Below are 15,143 nucleotides of genomic sequence, written 5' to 3'. Positions count from 1 at the left end.
GACGAGTCACCGCGGGCTCACGGACCGCACTCGGCCCGGTTCAGCGCAGCTGTGCCGGGGCCTCCATGGCGATCTGCTCGAAGACCTTCTCGTCGGCGGCGAAGTCCGAGTCGGGGATGGGCCAGTGCACCACGATCTCGGTGAAGCCGAGCTCCTGGTGACGGCCCGCGAAGTCCACGAAGGCGTCCAGGGACCGCAGCGGCCGGCCGCGGTCCGGGGTGAAGCCGGTGAGCAGGATCTTGTCCAGCCCGGCCATGTCCCGGCCGATCGCCGCGCACGCGTCGGCCAGCTTCCCCACCTGCCCGCGCAGGGCCTGGACCGACTGCTCCGGCGTCCCCTCCGCGTACAGCTTGGGGTCGCCGGTGGTCACCCACGCCTGTCCGTGCCGGGCGGCGAGCTTCAGGCCCCGGGGGCCGGTGGCGGCGACGGCGAAGGGCAGCCGGGGGCGCTGCACACAGCCGGGTATGTTGCGCGCCTCGTGCGCCGAGTAGAAGTCGCCCTGGTACGACACCCCGTCCGTGCCGTCCTCGGTCAGCAGCCGGTCGAGCAGCGGGACGAACTCCGCGAGCCGGTCGGCGCGCTCGCGCGGGCTCCAGGGGTCCTGCCCGAGCGCGGTGGCGTCGAAGCCGGTGCCGCCCGCGCCGATGCCGAGGGTGACCCGGCCGCCGGAGATGTCGTCGAGGGAGATCAGCTCCTTGGCCAGCGTCACCGGGTGCCGGAAGTTCGGCGAGGTCACCAGCGTGCCCAGACGGAGCCGGTCGGTGACGGAGGCGGCGGCGGTCAGCGTCGGTATCGCACCGAACCAGGGGCCGTCGCGGAAGCTGCGCCAGGACAGGTGGTCGTACGTGTACCCCGTGTGGAAGCCCAGCTGTTCGGCCCGCGTCCAGGCCGAACGGCCGCCCTCGCTCCAGCGGCGGTACGGAAGGATCACGGTGCTCAGACGCAGACTCATGCCCCCGAGACTAAAGGGCGCCACCGACAACGGACGAAACGGTCACCGTGCGCGGCGGCTCAGCCACCGTGCGCCTCGGTGAACCGCAGATACCGGGGCGGCACGGCCTGGGTGAGCCACACCCCGTTGGCGCTGACGTGGAAGACATGGCCGTCGCGGTGCATGGCGGCGGCGTCGACCGGGAGGACGACCGGGCGGCCCCGGCGGGCGCCGACCCGCCGCGCCGTCTCGCGGTCGGCCGACAGGTGCACGTCGTGCCGGTTCATGGGCCGCAGGCCCTCGGTGCGGATCGCGTCCAGGCTGCGCGCCACGGTGCCGTGGTAGAGGTACGGCGGCGGGGTCGCCGGGGGCAGACCGAGATCGACCTCGATGCTGTGGCCCTGGCTGGCGCGGATCCGGGTGCCCTCGACCGCGAACCGCTTCTTGTCGTTGACGGCCACCACGTGGTCGAGCTCCTCCCGCGTGAAGCGGAAGCCGTGCGCGCCGGCCGCGGTGATCAGTGCGCCGATCTCGACCCAGCCGCCCTCGTCGAGGGTGAGACCGATCCGCTCCGGCTGGTGACGCAGATGCTTGGAGAGGTACTTCGACACCTTCACGGTGCGTCTTTCGTCCATCCCCTCAGCATGGCGGGCGAGACGGGAATCACGCATTTTGTTTTGCCGGTGAGGTTTGATCCACAGCCAACTTCGGTTATCCACAGCCCCGTTGGTGATTCTGTGGACAACTGACCGCTATTCCAGGGGACTTCACCGAGATCACAAGCGCGGCTCCACCCGGGCGAGCGCACGCAGCGCCCCGGGCAGGAGACGGGACAGCAGGTGCGCGCCGCGGGCCTCCGGTGTCACCGGGACCACGGGCCTGTCGCGGACCACCGCGTCCAGGACGGCGGCGGCGACCTTCTCCGGCGGGTAGCCGCGCAGGCGGTAGAGGCGGGCGGCCCGCTTCCGGCGCCGCTTCTGCTCCTCGGCGTCCACGCCCGCGAAGACGGCCGTCGACGTGATGCCCGTATTGACGAAGCCGGGGCAGACCGCCGTCACGCCGATGTCCCGGCCGGCCAGCTCGGCCCGCAGGCACTCGCTCAGCATGAGCACCGCCGCCTTGGAGGTGCTGTAGGCGGGCAGCGCCCGGGAGGGCTGGTAGGCGGCGGCCGACGCGATGTTGACGATGTGGCCGCCCTGCCCGCGCTCGGCCATCCGCGCGCCGAAGAGGCGGCAGCCGTGGATGACGCCCCACAGGTTGACGTCCAGGACCCTGCGCCAGTCGTCCGGTGTCGTGTCGAAGAACGAGCCCGCCAGGCCGATGCCCGCGTTGTTCACCAGTACGTCGACCACGCCGTGCTCGGCGTCGACCTTCTCGGCCAGCTTCTCCATGGCCCGCTCGTCGGAGACGTCCACCGGCTCCGCCCAGGCGCCCGGGGCGCCGAGCAGACGGCACCGGTCCGCGGTGCGGGCGGCGGCCTCCGCGTCCCGGTCGACGGCCACCACGCGCGCGCCGGCCTCCGCGAACGCCAGCGCCGTGGCCCGCCCGATGCCGCTGCCCGCACCGGTCACCAGGACCAGCTGACCGGCGAAGCGCTCGGCGTGCCGGCCGGTGGGCCGCGCCTCGTCACGGCCCTCCTCGACGCCCGTGACGAACTCCTCGATCCAGGCCGCCAGCTGGTCGGGCCGGGTGCGCGGGATCCAGTGCCTGGCCGGGAGCGTGCGGCGGGTCAGCCGCGGAACCCATCGCTCCAGTCCGTCGTACAGCCGCTCCGACAGGAACGCGTCCCCCAGGGGCGTGATGAGCTGCACGGGCGCGTGCGCGTACGCGTCCGGGCGCGGCCGGCGCAGCCGGAAGCGCACGTTGTCCCGGTACAGCCAGGCGCCGTGCGCCGCGTCCGTGGGCAGGGACGGGGTGGGGTAGTCGCCGCCGGAGACCTTCTCCGTCCGCCGCAGGATCGCCGGCCAGCTCTTGCCCAGAGGGCCGCGCCAGGCCAGTTCGGGCAGGGCGGGGGTGTGCAGCAGGTACACGTACCAGGATCTGGCGCCCTGGCCGAGGAGCTGGCCCACGCGGCGGGGCGTCGGGCGCTTCACGCGCGCGTTGATCCAGTGCCCGAAGTGGTCGAGGGACGGCCCGGACATCGAGGTGAAGGAGGCGATGCGGCCCTTGGTCCGCCGGACGGTGACGAACTCCCAGGACTGCACCGAGCCCCAGTCGTGCCCCACCAGGTGCACCGGCCGGTCCGGGCTGACCGCGTCCGCGACCGCCAGGAAGTCGTCCGTGAGCTTCTCCAGGGTGAAGCCGCCGTGCAGCGGCCGGGGTGCCGTCGAGCGGCCGTGGCCCCGGACGTCGTACAGCACGACGTGGAACCGGCCGGCGAGGCGGACGGCCACCTCCGACCAGACCTCCTTGCTGTCCGGGTAGCCGTGCACCAGCACCACCGTGGGCCGGTCCGGGTCCCCGAGCTCCGCCACGCACAGCTCGACCCCGCCCGTGCGCACCGTGCGTTCCCGCGCGCCCCTCAGTGCCGTCACCCCGCGCCTCCGTCCGCCGTCAGCCATCCGCTCCGGTCGTACCGGGTGTCCGAAAACTCGGCCTCAGGCGAGCGTTCCAGTTGTTAGACCGAGCGTCAACAGCCTGGTCGGGCGTGAGACCTCAGGGTGACCCCTAAGGTCCCGTACGACTGGAGGCTGACGCCAAGACGGCTCTCCGGGCTGACGTCCGGCGTGGCCCGCGTCACTACGGTCTAAGACGTGACTGTGATCGTGACCGAAAGCCTGAGCAAGCGGTTCCCCCGGGTGACCGCGCTTGACCGGCTCTCTGTGGACGTCGGACCCGGTGTGACAGGGCTCGTCGGTGCCAACGGAGCCGGCAAGTCCACGCTGATCAAGATCCTGCTGGGTCTGTCCCCCGCCACCGAGGGCCGCGCCGAGGTGCTCGGACTCGACGTCGCCACCGAGGGCGCCGCCATCCGCGAGCGGGTGGGCTACATGCCGGAGCACGACTGCCTGCCGCCCGACGTCTCGGCCACCGAGTTCGTCGTGCACATGGCCCGTATGTCCGGCCTGCCTCCGGCAGCCGCGCGCGAGCGCACCGCGGACACCCTGCGCCACGTCGGCCTGTACGAGGAGCGCTACCGCCCCATCGGCGGCTACTCGACCGGCATGAAGCAGCGTGTGAAGCTCGCCCAGGCCCTGGTGCACGACCCGCAGCTGGTCTTCCTGGACGAGCCGACCAACGGCCTCGACCCCGTCGGCCGTGACGAGATGCTGGGCCTGATCCGCCGCATCCACACCGACTTCGGCATCTCGGTCCTGGTCACCTCGCACCTGCTCGGCGAGCTGGAGCGCACCTGCGACCACGTCGTGGTCGTCGACGGCGGCAAGCTCCTGCGCTCCAGCTCCACCACCGACTTCACGCAGACCACGACCACCCTCGCGATCGAGGTCACCGACACCGACGACCACCCCGACGGCACCCGCGCGGTCCGCGAGGCGCTCCACGCGCGCGGGGTGGACACCCACGACGAGGGCACCGGCCTGCCCGGCTCCGGCCATGTGCTGCTGCTGACCGCGCGGGGCGAGGAGACCTACGACCTGGTGCGCGACGTCGTCGCCGACCTCGGCCTCGGCCTGGTCCGCATGGAGCAGCGCAGGCACCACATCTCGGAGGTGTTCCGGGACAGCGACGAGCAGCGGAAGGAGGCGGTCGGCCATGGCAGTTGAGCACCCCGTAGCGACGCCTTCGGGTGACCAGACCCGCATCCACAACATCGGCTACCGCAGCTACGACGGCCCCCGCCTGGGCCGCGGCTACGCCCGCCGGTCCCTGTACGCGCAGTCCCTGCGCGGCGCCTACGGGCTCGGCCGCTCGGTGAAGTCCAAGGTGCTGCCGATGCTGCTGTTCGCGGTGATGTGCGTGCCCGCGGCCATCATGGTCGCCGTCGCCGTCGCCACCAAGGCGCACGAACTGCCGGTGTCCTACACCCGCTACGCGATCATCATGCAGGCCGTCATCAGCCTGTACATCGCCTCGCAGGCACCCCAGTCCGTCTCCCGTGACCTGCGCTTCAAGACCGTGCCGCTGTACTTCTCGCGGCCCATCGAGACCGCCGACTACGTCCAGGCGAAGTTCGCGGCGCTGGCCTCGGCGATGTTCATCCTCACCGGAGCCCCGCTGCTCGTGATGTACGTGGGCTCGCTGCTCGCCAAGATGGGCTTCGCCCACCAGACCAAGGAATTCGCCCAGGGACTCGTCTCCATGGCACTGCTCTCGCTGCTCTTCGCCGGCATCGGCCTGGTCATCGCCGCCGTCACCCCGCGCCGCGGCTTCGGCATCGCGGCCGTCATCGCCGTGCTGACCATCTCCTACGGCGCGGTCACCACGCTCCAGGCCATCGCCGACACCCAGGGCAGCAGCGGCGCGGTCCCCTGGATCGGCCTGTTCTCGCCGGTCACGCTCATCGACGGGGTGCAGTCCGCCTTCCTCGGTGCCACCTCCTCCGCCCCCGGAGGCGACAGCCCGTCCACCGGGGCGGGAGTGGTCTACGTCCTCGTCTGCCTGGGCCTGATCGCCGCCGCCTACGGCCTCCTGACGCGCCGCTACAAGAAGCTGGGGCTCTGATGACCACGCTCTCCCTCGACCACGTCTCCCGCTGGTTCGGCAACGTGGTCGCCGTCAACGACATCACCATGACCATCGGCCCCGGCGTCACCGGCCTGCTCGGCCCCAACGGCGCCGGCAAGTCCACCCTGATCAACATGATGGGCGGCTTCCTGGCCCCCTCCACCGGCACGGTCACCCTCGACGGGCAGCCGGTGTGGCGCAACGAGGACATCTACCGCCACATCGGCATCGTCCCCGAACGCGAGGCGATGTACGACTTCCTCACCGGCCGCGAATTCGTCGTCGCCAACGCCGAGTTGCACGGACTGGGCGCGAAGGCGGCCCAGAAGGCGCTGGCCACGGTCGAGATGGAGTACGCGCAGGACCGGAAGATCGCCACCTACTCCAAGGGCATGCGGCAGCGCGTGAAGATGGCCAGCGCCCTCGTGCACGACCCGTCCCTGCTCCTGCTCGACGAGCCGTTCAACGGCATGGACCCGCGCCAGCGCATGCAGCTGATGGAACTGCTGCGGCGGATGGGCGATGAGGGCCGCACGGTGCTGTTCTCCTCCCACATCCTGGAGGAGGTCGAGCAGCTCGCCTGGCACATCGAGGTGGTCGTGGCCGGCCGGCACGCGGCCAGCGGTGACTTCCGCCGGATCCGCCGCCTGATGACCGACCGCCCGCACCGCTACCTGGTGCGCTCCAGCGACGACCGCGCGCTCGCGGCGGCGCTGATCGCCGACCCGTCGACGTCCGGCATCGAGGTCGACCTGGCGGAGGGCGCCCTGCGCATCCAGGCCGTCGACTTCGGGCGGTTCACCTCCCTGCTGCCCAAGGTGGCCAGGGACCAGGGCATCCGCCTGCTGACGGTCTCGCCGTCCGACGAGTCCCTCGAGTCCGTCTTCTCGTATCTCGTCGCGGCGTAGGAGGCCAAGATGTACGACCCCACAGTCGCCCGGCTCACCTACCGGGCCCTGCTCGGCCGCCGCCGGGCCCTCATCCTCGGCGCGCTGCCGCTGCTGCTGATCGTGATCGCCGTGATGGTGCGCGCCCTGGTCGGAGCCGACGACCAGACCGCCTCCGACGTGCTGGGCGGGTTCGCGCTCGCCACCATGGTGCCGATCATCGGCGTCATCGCGGGCACCGGCGCGATCGGCCCGGAGATCGACGACGGCTCCGTGGTCTACCTGCTGTCCAAGCCGCTGAAGCGGCCGACGATCATCTTCACCAAGCTGATCGTCGCGATCGCGGTGACCATGGTGTTCTCCGCGGTGCCCACGATGGTCGCGGGCCTGATCCTGAACGGCAACGGCCAGCAGGTCGCCGTCGCGTACACGGTGGCCGCGCTCGTCGCCTCGATCGCGTACGCCGCGCTCTTCCTGCTGCTGGGCACGGTCTCCCGGCACGCGGTGGTCTTCGGGCTGGTCTACGCACTCGTCTGGGAGGCCCTGTTCGGCTCCCTGGTGCCCGGGGCCCGCACGCTCAGCGTCCAGCAGTGGTCGCTGGCGGTGGCCCACAAGGTGTCCGGCGGCGATCTCGTGACCTCGGACGTCGGGCTGACCACGGCGACGGTGCTGCTGGTGGCGGTCACCGTGCTGGCCACCTGGTACGCCGGGCAGAAGCTGCGGTCGCTGACGCTCGCGGGCGAGGAGTAGGAGCAACGGCCTTGACGGGGGCCTCATCTCCGTCCGGGCAGACTTGGTCCAGGGGATGCGCTGCTGGGAGGCACGGGCATGGCTGACGAGGCGCCACGGAACGACGACTGGGACGGGATCGTCCTGGACGACGAGTTCATACGCTCGGCCGGGACCACCGAGCCGTCCGCCCGTGCCCGGATGCTCGCCGCCCGCTGGCGCGCCGAGTCGCCGGAGCCACAGCCCTGGCGGTCGGACGAGCCGCCCGCGGGGTGGTTCTTCAGCAGGGCGCGCCGCCGGAAGTGGCGCCGCCGGTAACGCCGTTTAATTCGGTGGCACCCAACCGACGTGGACGGCACAGTGGTGGTGTCGCAGCCACCGGCCGGGGGACCGGTGCCACGTTCTGGGAGAGGAGCCGGGCGATGTCCATGCACGACAGTACGTCCGGCTCCCGTCAGGGCAGCCCGCGGCGGGCTCCGGAGTAGTTACCCGCTCCGTCCGAGTCCGCCCCGCACGGGGAAGCTGCCCGGGGCGGTCGCTTCGAGCACGCGATGCGCTGCGCTCGCGTGGGCCGCCTTCCCAGTCACCGCCTCTCAGAGAGGCACCCGACGCTGGGGCGGGCGGGTAGGTCGCGCAACTCGGCGCTACGAGACGCCGCTGTGCCGACCCGTGCCGCCCCAGCGGCACGACCGCCCGCAGCTACGCCAGCAGGCGTTCGAGCACCACGGCGATCCCGTCCTCCTCGTTGGAGGACGTCACCTCGTCCGCCACCGCCCGCAACTCCTCGTGGGCGTTGGCCATGGCCACGCCCCGGGCGGCCCAGGCGAACATCGGGATGTCGTTGGGCATGTCGCCGAAGGCGAGCGTGTCGGCGGCCTTCAGGCCCAGGCGGCGGGCCGCCAGGGAGAGGCCCGTGGCCTTCGACAGGCCCAGCGGCAGCAGCTCCACTATGCCCTCGCCCGCCATCGCCACGGTGACGAAGCCGCCCGCGGCCTGCCGGGCCGCCTCGGCCAGCTCGTCGTCCGAGAGGGTGGGGTGCTGGATGTAGATCTTGTTCAGCGGGGCGGTCCACAGGTCCGACGCGTCCGTGAACGGAGTCGCCGGAAGCCGGCCCGTGACCGCGTAGCCGGGGCCCACCAGCACCTCGCCGTCCAGGCCGTCGCGGCTCGCCGCCAGGTACAGCGGGCCCACCTCGGCCTCGATCTTGGCCAGGGCCACGCCCGCCAGCTGCCGGTCCAGGGTCACGGAGGTCAGCAGGCGGTGCTCGCCGGCGTGGTAGACCTGGGCGCCCTGGGCGCAGACCGCGAGGCCGTCGTAGCCGAGGTCGTCGAGGATGTGCCGGGTCCAGGGGGCCGAGCGGCCGGTGACGACGATATGGGCGGCGCCCGCCGCGGTGGCCGCGGCGAGCGCCTCACGGGTGCGTCGCGAGATCGACTCGTCGGAGCGCAGGAGCGTTCCGTCGAGGTCGGTGGCGACGAGTCCGTAGGGGAAACCGGCGCTCACTTGGCCACCGGCTCCAGGACCTCCCGGCCGCCCAGGTACGGACGCAGCACCTCGGGCACGCGCACCGATCCGTCGGCCTGCTGGTGGTTCTCCAGGATGGCCACGATCGTGCGCGGTACGGCGCACAGCGTGCCGTTGAGCGTGGCCAGCGGGCGCACCTGCTTGCCCTCGCGGACGCGGATCTGCAGGCGCCGGGACTGGAACTCGGTGCAGTCCGAGGTCGAGGTCAGCTCGCGGTACTTGCCCTGGGTCGGGATCCAGGCCTCGCAGTCGAACTTGCGCGCGGCCGAGGCGCCCAGGTCACCGGTGGCGACGTCGATCACGCGGAACGGCAGCTCCAGCGAGGTCAGCCACTGCTTCTCCCACTCCAGCAGGCGCTGGTGCTCCGCCTGCGAGTCCTCGGGAGCCACGTAGGAGAACATCTCCACCTTGTCGAACTGGTGGACGCGGAAGATGCCCTTGGTGTCCTTGCCGTGCGAGCCGGCCTCGCGGCGGAAGCAGGGCGAGAAGCCCGCGTAGCGCAGCGGCAGCCGGTCCGCGTCGATGATCTCGTCCATGTGGTACGCGGCCAGCGGCACCTCGGAGGTGCCGACCAGGTACAGGTCGTCCTTGTCGAGGTGGTAGACGTCCTGGGCGGCCTGGCCGAGGAAGCCGGTGCCCGCCATGGACTGCGGGCGGACCAGCGCCGGGGTCAGCATCGGGGTGAAGCCCGCGGCCGTCGCCTGGGCGATCGCCGCGTTGACGAGGGCCAGCTCCAGCAGGGCGCCCACGCCGGTCAGGAAGTAGAAGCGCGAGCCGGAGACCTTGGCGCCCCGCTCCACGTCGATCGCGCCGAGGACCTGGCCGAGCTCCAGGTGGTCCTTGGGCTCGAAGCCCTCGGCGGCGAAGTCGCGGATGGTGCCGTGCGTCTCCAGCGTGACGAAGTCCTCCTCGCCGCCGACGGGAACGTCGGGGTGGATGAGGTTGCCCAGCCTCTGGAGGAGCTCCTGGGTCTCCGTGTCGGCCGCGTCGCGCTCGGCGTCGGCGGCCTTGACGTCGGCCTTGAGCTGCTCGGCGCGCTTGAGCAGTTCGGCCTTCTCGTCCCCGGAGGCCTTGGGGATGAGCTTGCCGAGCGCCTTCTGCTCGGCGCGCAGCTCGTCGAAGCGGACGCCGGACGACCTGCGCCGCTCGTCGGCGGACAGGAGGGAGTCGACGAGCGCGACGTCCTCTCCACGGGCGCGCTGGGACGCGCGCACACGGTCGGGGTCCTCACGGAGCAGGCGAAGGTCAATCACGCGGTCAAGGCTACCGGTGCGGCGTTCCGGCCCACGACTCGGTATTCCGAACTGCCGTGAACTGCGGCTTACGTACCGTTGTGGGGGAATTGCGCAGCGTGTCAATAAACATCGTCTCACTCCCTGGGACGGGGCATGCGGGAGGCGGGGGATTGACTCGACTCCCTTGTCGGAAACGGGATTTGAGGCCTCCGTTGTCCACAGGAATCCACACCCTCCGAAGAGTTATCCACAGGCTGTGCGGAAGACCTGTGGACACCGGAATTGATCACTCCGGAAGTGGTGACCGGAGTGAGGAATTCCCGGTTCAAACTGCCCTGACACCCGCTTTCGGGTGGAAAAAGGTCGCCCCAAAAGATGAACCAAAGGAAACGGATGGACGAAGGGTGATGCGAGCGAGGTCGGCCCGGGGTGCGGGCTGTAGGCCGATTTGTCGACCGAGTGGCGCTTCCGTGTCGACTTGTCCCCAGGTCGAGAAGCTCGCCTGTGGATAACTCCTGTGGATAACTCTAGAACCGCCCGTCCTGGCACCGCGCGACCCAGCTCGCGGCGGCCATGAACGCCTCGTCCGACGTCCCCGGCAGCGTGGGCAGAGGGGTGTCCGGCGTGATGTCCGCACGCGGGTACGAACCGAGGAATCGTACCTGCAGACAGATCCGCTTCAGGCCCATCAGCGCGTCGGCCACCCGGCGGTCGGAGATATGGCCCTCGGCGTCGATACAGAAGCAGTAGTTGCCGATTCCGGCGCCGGTCGGGCGGGACTGGAGCAGCATGAGGTTGATGCCCCGGGTGGCGAATTCGCCGAGCAGGTCGCGCAGCCCGCCGGGATGGTCGTCGCGCGGCCAGATCACCACGGACGTCTTGTCCGCGCCGGTCGGGGCCGCGGGCCGGGCCGGGCGGCCCACCAGCACGAACCGGGTTTGCGCGTTCTCCGCGTCGTGGATCCCGGTCTCCAGGGCCTCCAGGCCGTACCGGGCCGCCGCGAACTCGCCCGCGAAGGCGGCGTCGTACCGGCCCTCCTGGACCAGCCGGGCGCCGTCCGCGTTGGAGGCGGCGGACTCCCAGAGGGCGTCGGGCAGGTTGGCCTTGAGCCAGTTGCGGACCTGGGGCTGGGCGGCCGGGTGGGCGGTGACCGTCTTGATGTCGGACAGCTTGGTGCCCGGCCGGACCAGCAGCGCGAAGGTGATCGAGAGCAGCACCTCGCGGTAGATCATCAGCGGCGCGCCCGCCACCAGCTCGTCCAGAGTGGTGGTGATACCGCCCTCGACGGAGTTCTCGATCGGCACGAAGGCGGCCTCGGCCTCTCCGCCGCGCACGGCGTCCAGCGCGGACTGCACCGACACATACGGGATCAGCTCCCGGGTGGCCGCCTCCGGAAGCGTGCGGAGGGCGACTTCGGTGAAGGTGCCCTCGGGGCCGAGATACGCATAGCTCGCTGGCATGTCCTCACCCTAATGGCCGCCACGAAAACCGGCCCGGGTGTCTCAGGACTGCCCCCGCCGGGGGTGAATCGGCGTGACCTAACCCTCCAGCAGGCGTTGTCCGACGTACTCTCCACGGCCGGCGCCGCCCGGCACCGCGAACAGCCCACTGGCCTCGTGCCGGATGTACTTCGACAGCGCGTCGCCCCGGTCCAGCTTGCGCTGCACCGGCACGAAGCCGCGCAGCGGATCCGCCTGCCAGCAGACGAACAGCAGGCCCGCGTCGGGCGTCCCGTCGGCGTCGATGCCGTCGTGGTAGGAGAACGGGCGCCGGAGCATGGCCGCGCCCCCGTTCTGGTCGGGCCGGGTGATCCGGGCGTGGGCGTTGAGCGGGACGACGTAGTCGCCGCCCGCGTCCGCCTTCTCCAGGTCCATCGGGGTCGTCTCGGTGCCGCCCGACAGGGGCGCGCCGTTGGACTTGCGGCGCCCGATGACCGCCTCCTGGGCGGAGGTGGACAACTTCTCCCAGTCGTCGAGGAGCATGCGGATCCGGCGTACGACGGCGTAGGAGCCGTTCGCCATCCAGGCGGGGTCGGCCGAGCCGGACGCCGGGACGAAGATCCGCTTGTCGAAGTCGGTCTCGGCCGGCTTCGGATTGCGGGTGCCGTCGAGCTGGCCCATCAGATTGCGGGCCGTCATGGGATGGGCGGTGGCGCCGGGGGTGCGGTTGAAGCCGTTCATCTGCCAGCGGACGCGGGCCGCGACGCCCGCGTCCTTCTGGATCGCGCGCAGCGCGTGAAAGGCGACCAGGGCGTCGTCGGCACCGATCTGCACCCAGAGGTCGCCGTTGCTGCGCGCCTTGTCGAGGTGGTCGGAGGAGAAGTCGGGAAGGGGGTCGAGGGAGACCGGGCGCTGCTTCTCCAGGCCGGTCCGGCCGAAGAAGCTGTGCCCGAAGCCGAAGGTGATCGTCAGGGAGGACGGGCCGGCGTCCCGGGCCACGTCGGTGTCGTCGTGCGCGGACGCCTCGCCCGCCATCAGCCGCTCGGCCGTCGCCGACCAGCGGCGCAGCAGCGCGGACGCCTCCTTGCGGCCCGCGCCCGCCGCCAGGTCGAAGGCGACGAGATGGCCCCGGGCCTGGAGCCCCTCGGTGATGCCGGGCTGATGTTTCCCGTGAAACATCGCCCGGCCGGCGCCCACCGAGCTCAGCGGCGTGGCCGCGGCGGGGGCGGCGGCGTACCCCGCGGCCCCGCCCGCCGCGCCGAGCACCAGCCCGGTGGCACCGGCGGTGCCGAGAAGCCTGCGCCGTGAGATGCCGTCGCGCGGGGAGTCGCCGAGGACGGGCTCCGCCGCGGCGGTGTCGGGCGTGCGAGCCTGCGGGATGGACTGGTCGGGCATGGTGGGGTTCAGCCGATCTGCGCGTTCTTGAAGACGGTCGCCTGGTCGATGTCGGAGGTGCGCACGGTCACGGCGATCTTCCATTCGCCGGCCATGGGGATCTGCACCCCGTTCGCCGCCCAGTGTCCGGTGGTGACGTGGTCGGGGTTGACGGGCAGCGGCCCGATCTTCTTGGCGGTGAGCGTGAAGGCGACCTTCACCTCGGGGACGTCGAAGGCCCGGCCGTTGGGCCGCTGCACGTAGACGTGCATCTCGTTGCCGCCCACGCGCGCGGGGTCGAAGTCGAGCCGTACGACGCCCTTGCCGTCCTGGCCGCCGGTGTCGAACGGCATGTCCAGGGTCAGCGCCCCGGCGGACGACGAGGAGGAGGACGAGGACGACGACGTGGCCGCCTTGGCCTCCTGCTCGGTGCGGCCCGGCTCGGTCTGGGTGAGCACGGTGGTGACGGCGAGCAGGACGACGGCGACGCCCGCCTCGGCGAGGACCGAGCGGCGCAGGCCGAAGCGGTCGGGGTCGGCGTCCCGCAGCCGCTTCTGCCGGGCGGAGTCCTCGGCGGCGCGCTGCCGGGCGAGCTGAGCGGCGCGCTCGGCGTTCCCGCCGGAGGCGGGCGCGGTCACGCGCTCCTTCACTTCGGCCTTGGCCTTCGAGGGCTCGGCCCCCTTCGCCGCCGTCGAGGCGGGCGCGGTGTCGGCGAGCCGTGCCGTCCACCGCCGGGAGACCGCCGCGATGCCGACCAGCAGCGCCACGAGCCCGATCTTGACCAGCAGCAGCTGCCCGTACCGGGTGTCGGTGAACGCCGACCAGGAGCCCATCTGGCGCCAGGACTGGTAGGTGCCGGTCGCGACCAGCGCCAGGACGGAGCCGAAGGCGAGGCGGGAGAAGCGGTGCACGGCCGCGCTCTCCACGGGGGTCTCGGCGGGCGCCCGGTAGAGCGCGACCAGGAGGGCGGTGAGCCCGCCCAGCCAGGTGGCGACCGCCAGCAGGTGCACCACGTCGACCGGCATGGCGATGCCCGCCTGGAGCCCGACGGAGGCGTGCTCGGCCATCGCCCAGCTCGCCGCGAGCCCGGCGGCCACCACGGTGCCGCCGATCGCCAGGCCGAAGGTCAGGTCGCGCCTCTCGTCGTCCTCCCGCTTGTCGTAGGCCCCGAAGAGGACGGCGACGAACAGCGCCGCCGCGGCGAGCAGCAGCAGCCGGGAGACCAGCGCGGCGCCGGTCTTGGTCTGCAGCACCTGCCCGAGCAGCTCCAGGTCGAAGATGTCGGCGACCTTCCCGGAGCCGGTGTAGGAGCCGCGCAGGAGCAGCAGCCAGAGGGTGGCGGCGGTGAGCGTGACCCAGCCGCCGACGACCAGCCGCTGCAGGGCCCGTACCCCGGATCCGCGCTGCCAGCAGGCGAGCACGAAGGCCGCGCCGCCGACCAGCACGATGTAGCCGGCGTACGACATGTACCGCCCGAACCCGTACAGCCGGCCCACGGCCCCGCCGCCCGCGGTCTGGTCGGAGACGGAGACGGTGGTCTGGGAGGGGGCCCCGACGGAGAAGGTGAAGGCGCCGGAGACGGGGTGGCTGTCCGCCGAGACGACCTGGTAGGCGACGGTGTAGGTGCCGTCGGCCAGGCCGCTCTTGAGCTGCACCGCGTACGTGGTGCCGCTGATGTTGGACGGCTTGCCGACGTCGACCTTCTTGCCCTTGGGGTCGAGGACGTGCAGCGAGTCGTCGTTCATGGCGACCTTCTCGGAGAAGGTCAGCGACACCTGGGTGGGCGCCTTCTTGACCACCACCCCCTGTGAGGGGTCGCTGCCGGTCAGCGCGGCGTGCGCGGAGGCCGGCCCGGCACCGGCCAGCAGCGCGCCGGTGACGGCCAGGAACAGCAGCACCAGGGTGCGCAGGCGGGGGGTGATGGTCCGCGTCAAGATGGTCCCTCCCTCAGTGTCCGGTCGACGGGTTGTACGTGGCGGACTTCACCGGCATCTCGACGGTGAGGGGCCCGGACTTGGCGAACGTGAGCTTCAGGGTGACCGTCTGGCCCTGCTTCGGCCGGTGCTTCAGCTTCTCGAACATCAGATGGTCGCCGCCGCTCTTGAACACGAGCCGGCCGTGGGCGGGGACGGCGAAGGAGGTGGCCTCCCGCATCGCGCCGCCGGCGGTGTGGTGCATGGTGATCTCGCCGGCCGCGTCGCTGGTGACCGAGGTCAGCTCGTCCTTCGTGCCGCCCTTGTTGGTGATCGTCAGGAACCCGGCCGCCATGTCGGCCGAGACCGGCTGCGGCATGTAGGAGGAGCTGACCGACAGCTCCGCCTTGGCGGCGCCGTCGCCGGAGCCGCCGCAGCCCGCCAGCGCCGGCGCGCCCGCCAGGAGGGTCATCGCGGCCAGGGCC

At 71.7% G+C, this 15,143-nt stretch carries 14 protein-coding genes; 5 read left to right on the top strand and 9 right to left on the bottom strand.

Going from position 1 to position 15,143, the window contains the following annotated elements; all coding sequences use genetic code 11:
• Window positions 1-40: 40 nt before the first annotated feature.
• The 3 genes from ACZ7L0_RS15080 to ACZ7L0_RS15070 all read right to left on the bottom strand — a co-directional run bounded on the left by ACZ7L0_RS15080 (window position 41) and on the right by ACZ7L0_RS15070 (window position 3,465).
• On the bottom strand, window positions 41-952 hold the full coding sequence (locus ACZ7L0_RS15080) for an LLM class flavin-dependent oxidoreductase (protein WP_471242885.1): 912 nt from the start codon (window positions 950-952) through the stop codon (window positions 41-43).
• Between the two features lie 59 nt (window positions 953-1,011).
• Window positions 1,012-1,566, bottom strand: coding sequence for an RNA 2'-phosphotransferase (locus ACZ7L0_RS15075; protein WP_471242884.1), 555 nt, complete (start codon window positions 1,564-1,566; stop codon window positions 1,012-1,014).
• A gap of 141 nt (window positions 1,567-1,707) precedes the next feature.
• Window positions 1,708-3,465: an SDR family oxidoreductase gene (locus ACZ7L0_RS15070; RefSeq protein ID WP_471242883.1), complete on the bottom strand. Its 1,758-nt coding sequence runs from the start codon at window positions 3,463-3,465 to the stop codon at window positions 1,708-1,710.
• Window positions 3,466-3,690: 225 nt separating this feature from the next.
• Between ACZ7L0_RS15070 and ACZ7L0_RS15065 the strand changes: the two genes are divergently transcribed.
• The 5 genes from ACZ7L0_RS15065 to ACZ7L0_RS15045 all read left to right on the top strand — a co-directional run bounded on the left by ACZ7L0_RS15065 (window position 3,691) and on the right by ACZ7L0_RS15045 (window position 7,491).
• Entirely contained in the window at window positions 3,691-4,656 is a 966-nt protein-coding gene (locus tag ACZ7L0_RS15065) for an ABC transporter ATP-binding protein (protein WP_471243218.1), read from the top strand.
• Complete coding sequence (locus ACZ7L0_RS15060; protein ID WP_471242882.1) at window positions 4,646-5,554, top strand: ABC transporter permease; 909 nt, start codon at window positions 4,646-4,648, stop codon at window positions 5,552-5,554. Before ACZ7L0_RS15065 ends, ACZ7L0_RS15060 begins: the two co-directional genes overlap by 11 nt.
• Window positions 5,554-6,465: an ABC transporter ATP-binding protein gene (locus ACZ7L0_RS15055; RefSeq protein WP_471242881.1), complete on the top strand. Its 912-nt coding sequence runs from the start codon at window positions 5,554-5,556 to the stop codon at window positions 6,463-6,465. Before ACZ7L0_RS15060 ends, ACZ7L0_RS15055 begins: the two co-directional genes overlap by 1 nt.
• 9 nt (window positions 6,466-6,474) lie before the next feature.
• On the top strand, window positions 6,475-7,194 hold the full coding sequence (locus ACZ7L0_RS15050) for an ABC transporter permease subunit (protein WP_471242880.1): 720 nt from the start codon (window positions 6,475-6,477) through the stop codon (window positions 7,192-7,194).
• 78 nt (window positions 7,195-7,272) lie between these two features.
• Entirely contained in the window at window positions 7,273-7,491 is a 219-nt protein-coding gene (locus ACZ7L0_RS15045) for an SGM_3592 family protein (protein WP_471242879.1), read from the top strand.
• A gap of 381 nt (window positions 7,492-7,872) precedes the next feature.
• On the opposite strand, the gene ACZ7L0_RS15040 is transcribed toward ACZ7L0_RS15045, so the two are convergent.
• From ACZ7L0_RS15040 to ACZ7L0_RS15015, 6 genes are all read right to left on the bottom strand, one after another.
• On the bottom strand, window positions 7,873-8,676 hold the full coding sequence (locus tag ACZ7L0_RS15040) for an HAD family hydrolase (RefSeq protein ID WP_471242878.1): 804 nt from the start codon (window positions 8,674-8,676) through the stop codon (window positions 7,873-7,875).
• Entirely contained in the window at window positions 8,673-9,950 is a 1,278-nt protein-coding gene (gene serS / locus ACZ7L0_RS15035; RefSeq protein ID WP_471242877.1) for a serine--tRNA ligase, read from the bottom strand. Before serS ends, ACZ7L0_RS15040 begins: the two co-directional genes overlap by 4 nt.
• 509 nt (window positions 9,951-10,459) lie before the next feature.
• Complete coding sequence (gene pheA / locus ACZ7L0_RS15030) at window positions 10,460-11,392, bottom strand: prephenate dehydratase (protein WP_471242876.1); 933 nt, start codon at window positions 11,390-11,392, stop codon at window positions 10,460-10,462.
• 78 nt (window positions 11,393-11,470) lie between these two features.
• Entirely contained in the window at window positions 11,471-12,766 is a 1,296-nt protein-coding gene (gene efeB / locus ACZ7L0_RS15025) for an iron uptake transporter deferrochelatase/peroxidase subunit (protein ID WP_471242875.1), read from the bottom strand.
• 8 nt (window positions 12,767-12,774) lie between these two features.
• Complete coding sequence (locus ACZ7L0_RS15020; RefSeq protein WP_471242874.1) at window positions 12,775-14,679, bottom strand: copper resistance CopC/CopD family protein; 1,905 nt, start codon at window positions 14,677-14,679, stop codon at window positions 12,775-12,777.
• A gap of 13 nt (window positions 14,680-14,692) precedes the next feature.
• Window positions 14,693-15,130: a copper chaperone PCu(A)C gene (locus ACZ7L0_RS15015; protein WP_471243217.1), complete on the bottom strand. Its 438-nt coding sequence runs from the start codon at window positions 15,128-15,130 to the stop codon at window positions 14,693-14,695.
• Window positions 15,131-15,143 lie beyond the last annotated feature (13 nt).

It is taken from the genome of Streptomyces sp. NPDC039424, from assembly GCF_055639495.1.
This window is presented reverse-complemented; position numbering and strand designations above follow the sequence as displayed.

What these genes read in the sequence shown, in the direction of transcription:
- ACZ7L0_RS15080 (WP_471242885.1), bottom strand. Translation starts at nt 952, where the DNA reads ATGAGTCTGCGTCTGAGCACCGTGATCCTTCCGTACCGCCGCTGGAGC.
- ACZ7L0_RS15075 (WP_471242884.1), bottom strand. Translation starts at nt 1,566, where the DNA reads ATGGACGAAAGACGCACCGTGAAGGTGTCGAAGTACCTCTCCAAGCAT.
- ACZ7L0_RS15060 (WP_471242882.1), top strand. Translation starts at nt 4,646, where the DNA reads ATGGCAGTTGAGCACCCCGTAGCGACGCCTTCGGGTGACCAGACCCGC.
- ACZ7L0_RS15055 (WP_471242881.1), top strand. Translation starts at nt 5,554, where the DNA reads ATGACCACGCTCTCCCTCGACCACGTCTCCCGCTGGTTCGGCAACGTG.
- ACZ7L0_RS15050 (WP_471242880.1), top strand. Translation starts at nt 6,475, where the DNA reads ATGTACGACCCCACAGTCGCCCGGCTCACCTACCGGGCCCTGCTCGGC.
- ACZ7L0_RS15045 (WP_471242879.1), top strand. Translation starts at nt 7,273, where the DNA reads ATGGCTGACGAGGCGCCACGGAACGACGACTGGGACGGGATCGTCCTG.
- pheA (WP_471242876.1), bottom strand. Translation starts at nt 11,392, where the DNA reads ATGCCAGCGAGCTATGCGTATCTCGGCCCCGAGGGCACCTTCACCGAA.
- efeB (WP_471242875.1), bottom strand. Translation starts at nt 12,766, where the DNA reads ATGCCCGACCAGTCCATCCCGCAGGCTCGCACGCCCGACACCGCCGCG.
- ACZ7L0_RS15015 (WP_471243217.1), bottom strand. Translation starts at nt 15,130, where the DNA reads ATGACCCTCCTGGCGGGCGCGCCGGCGCTGGCGGGCTGCGGCGGCTCC.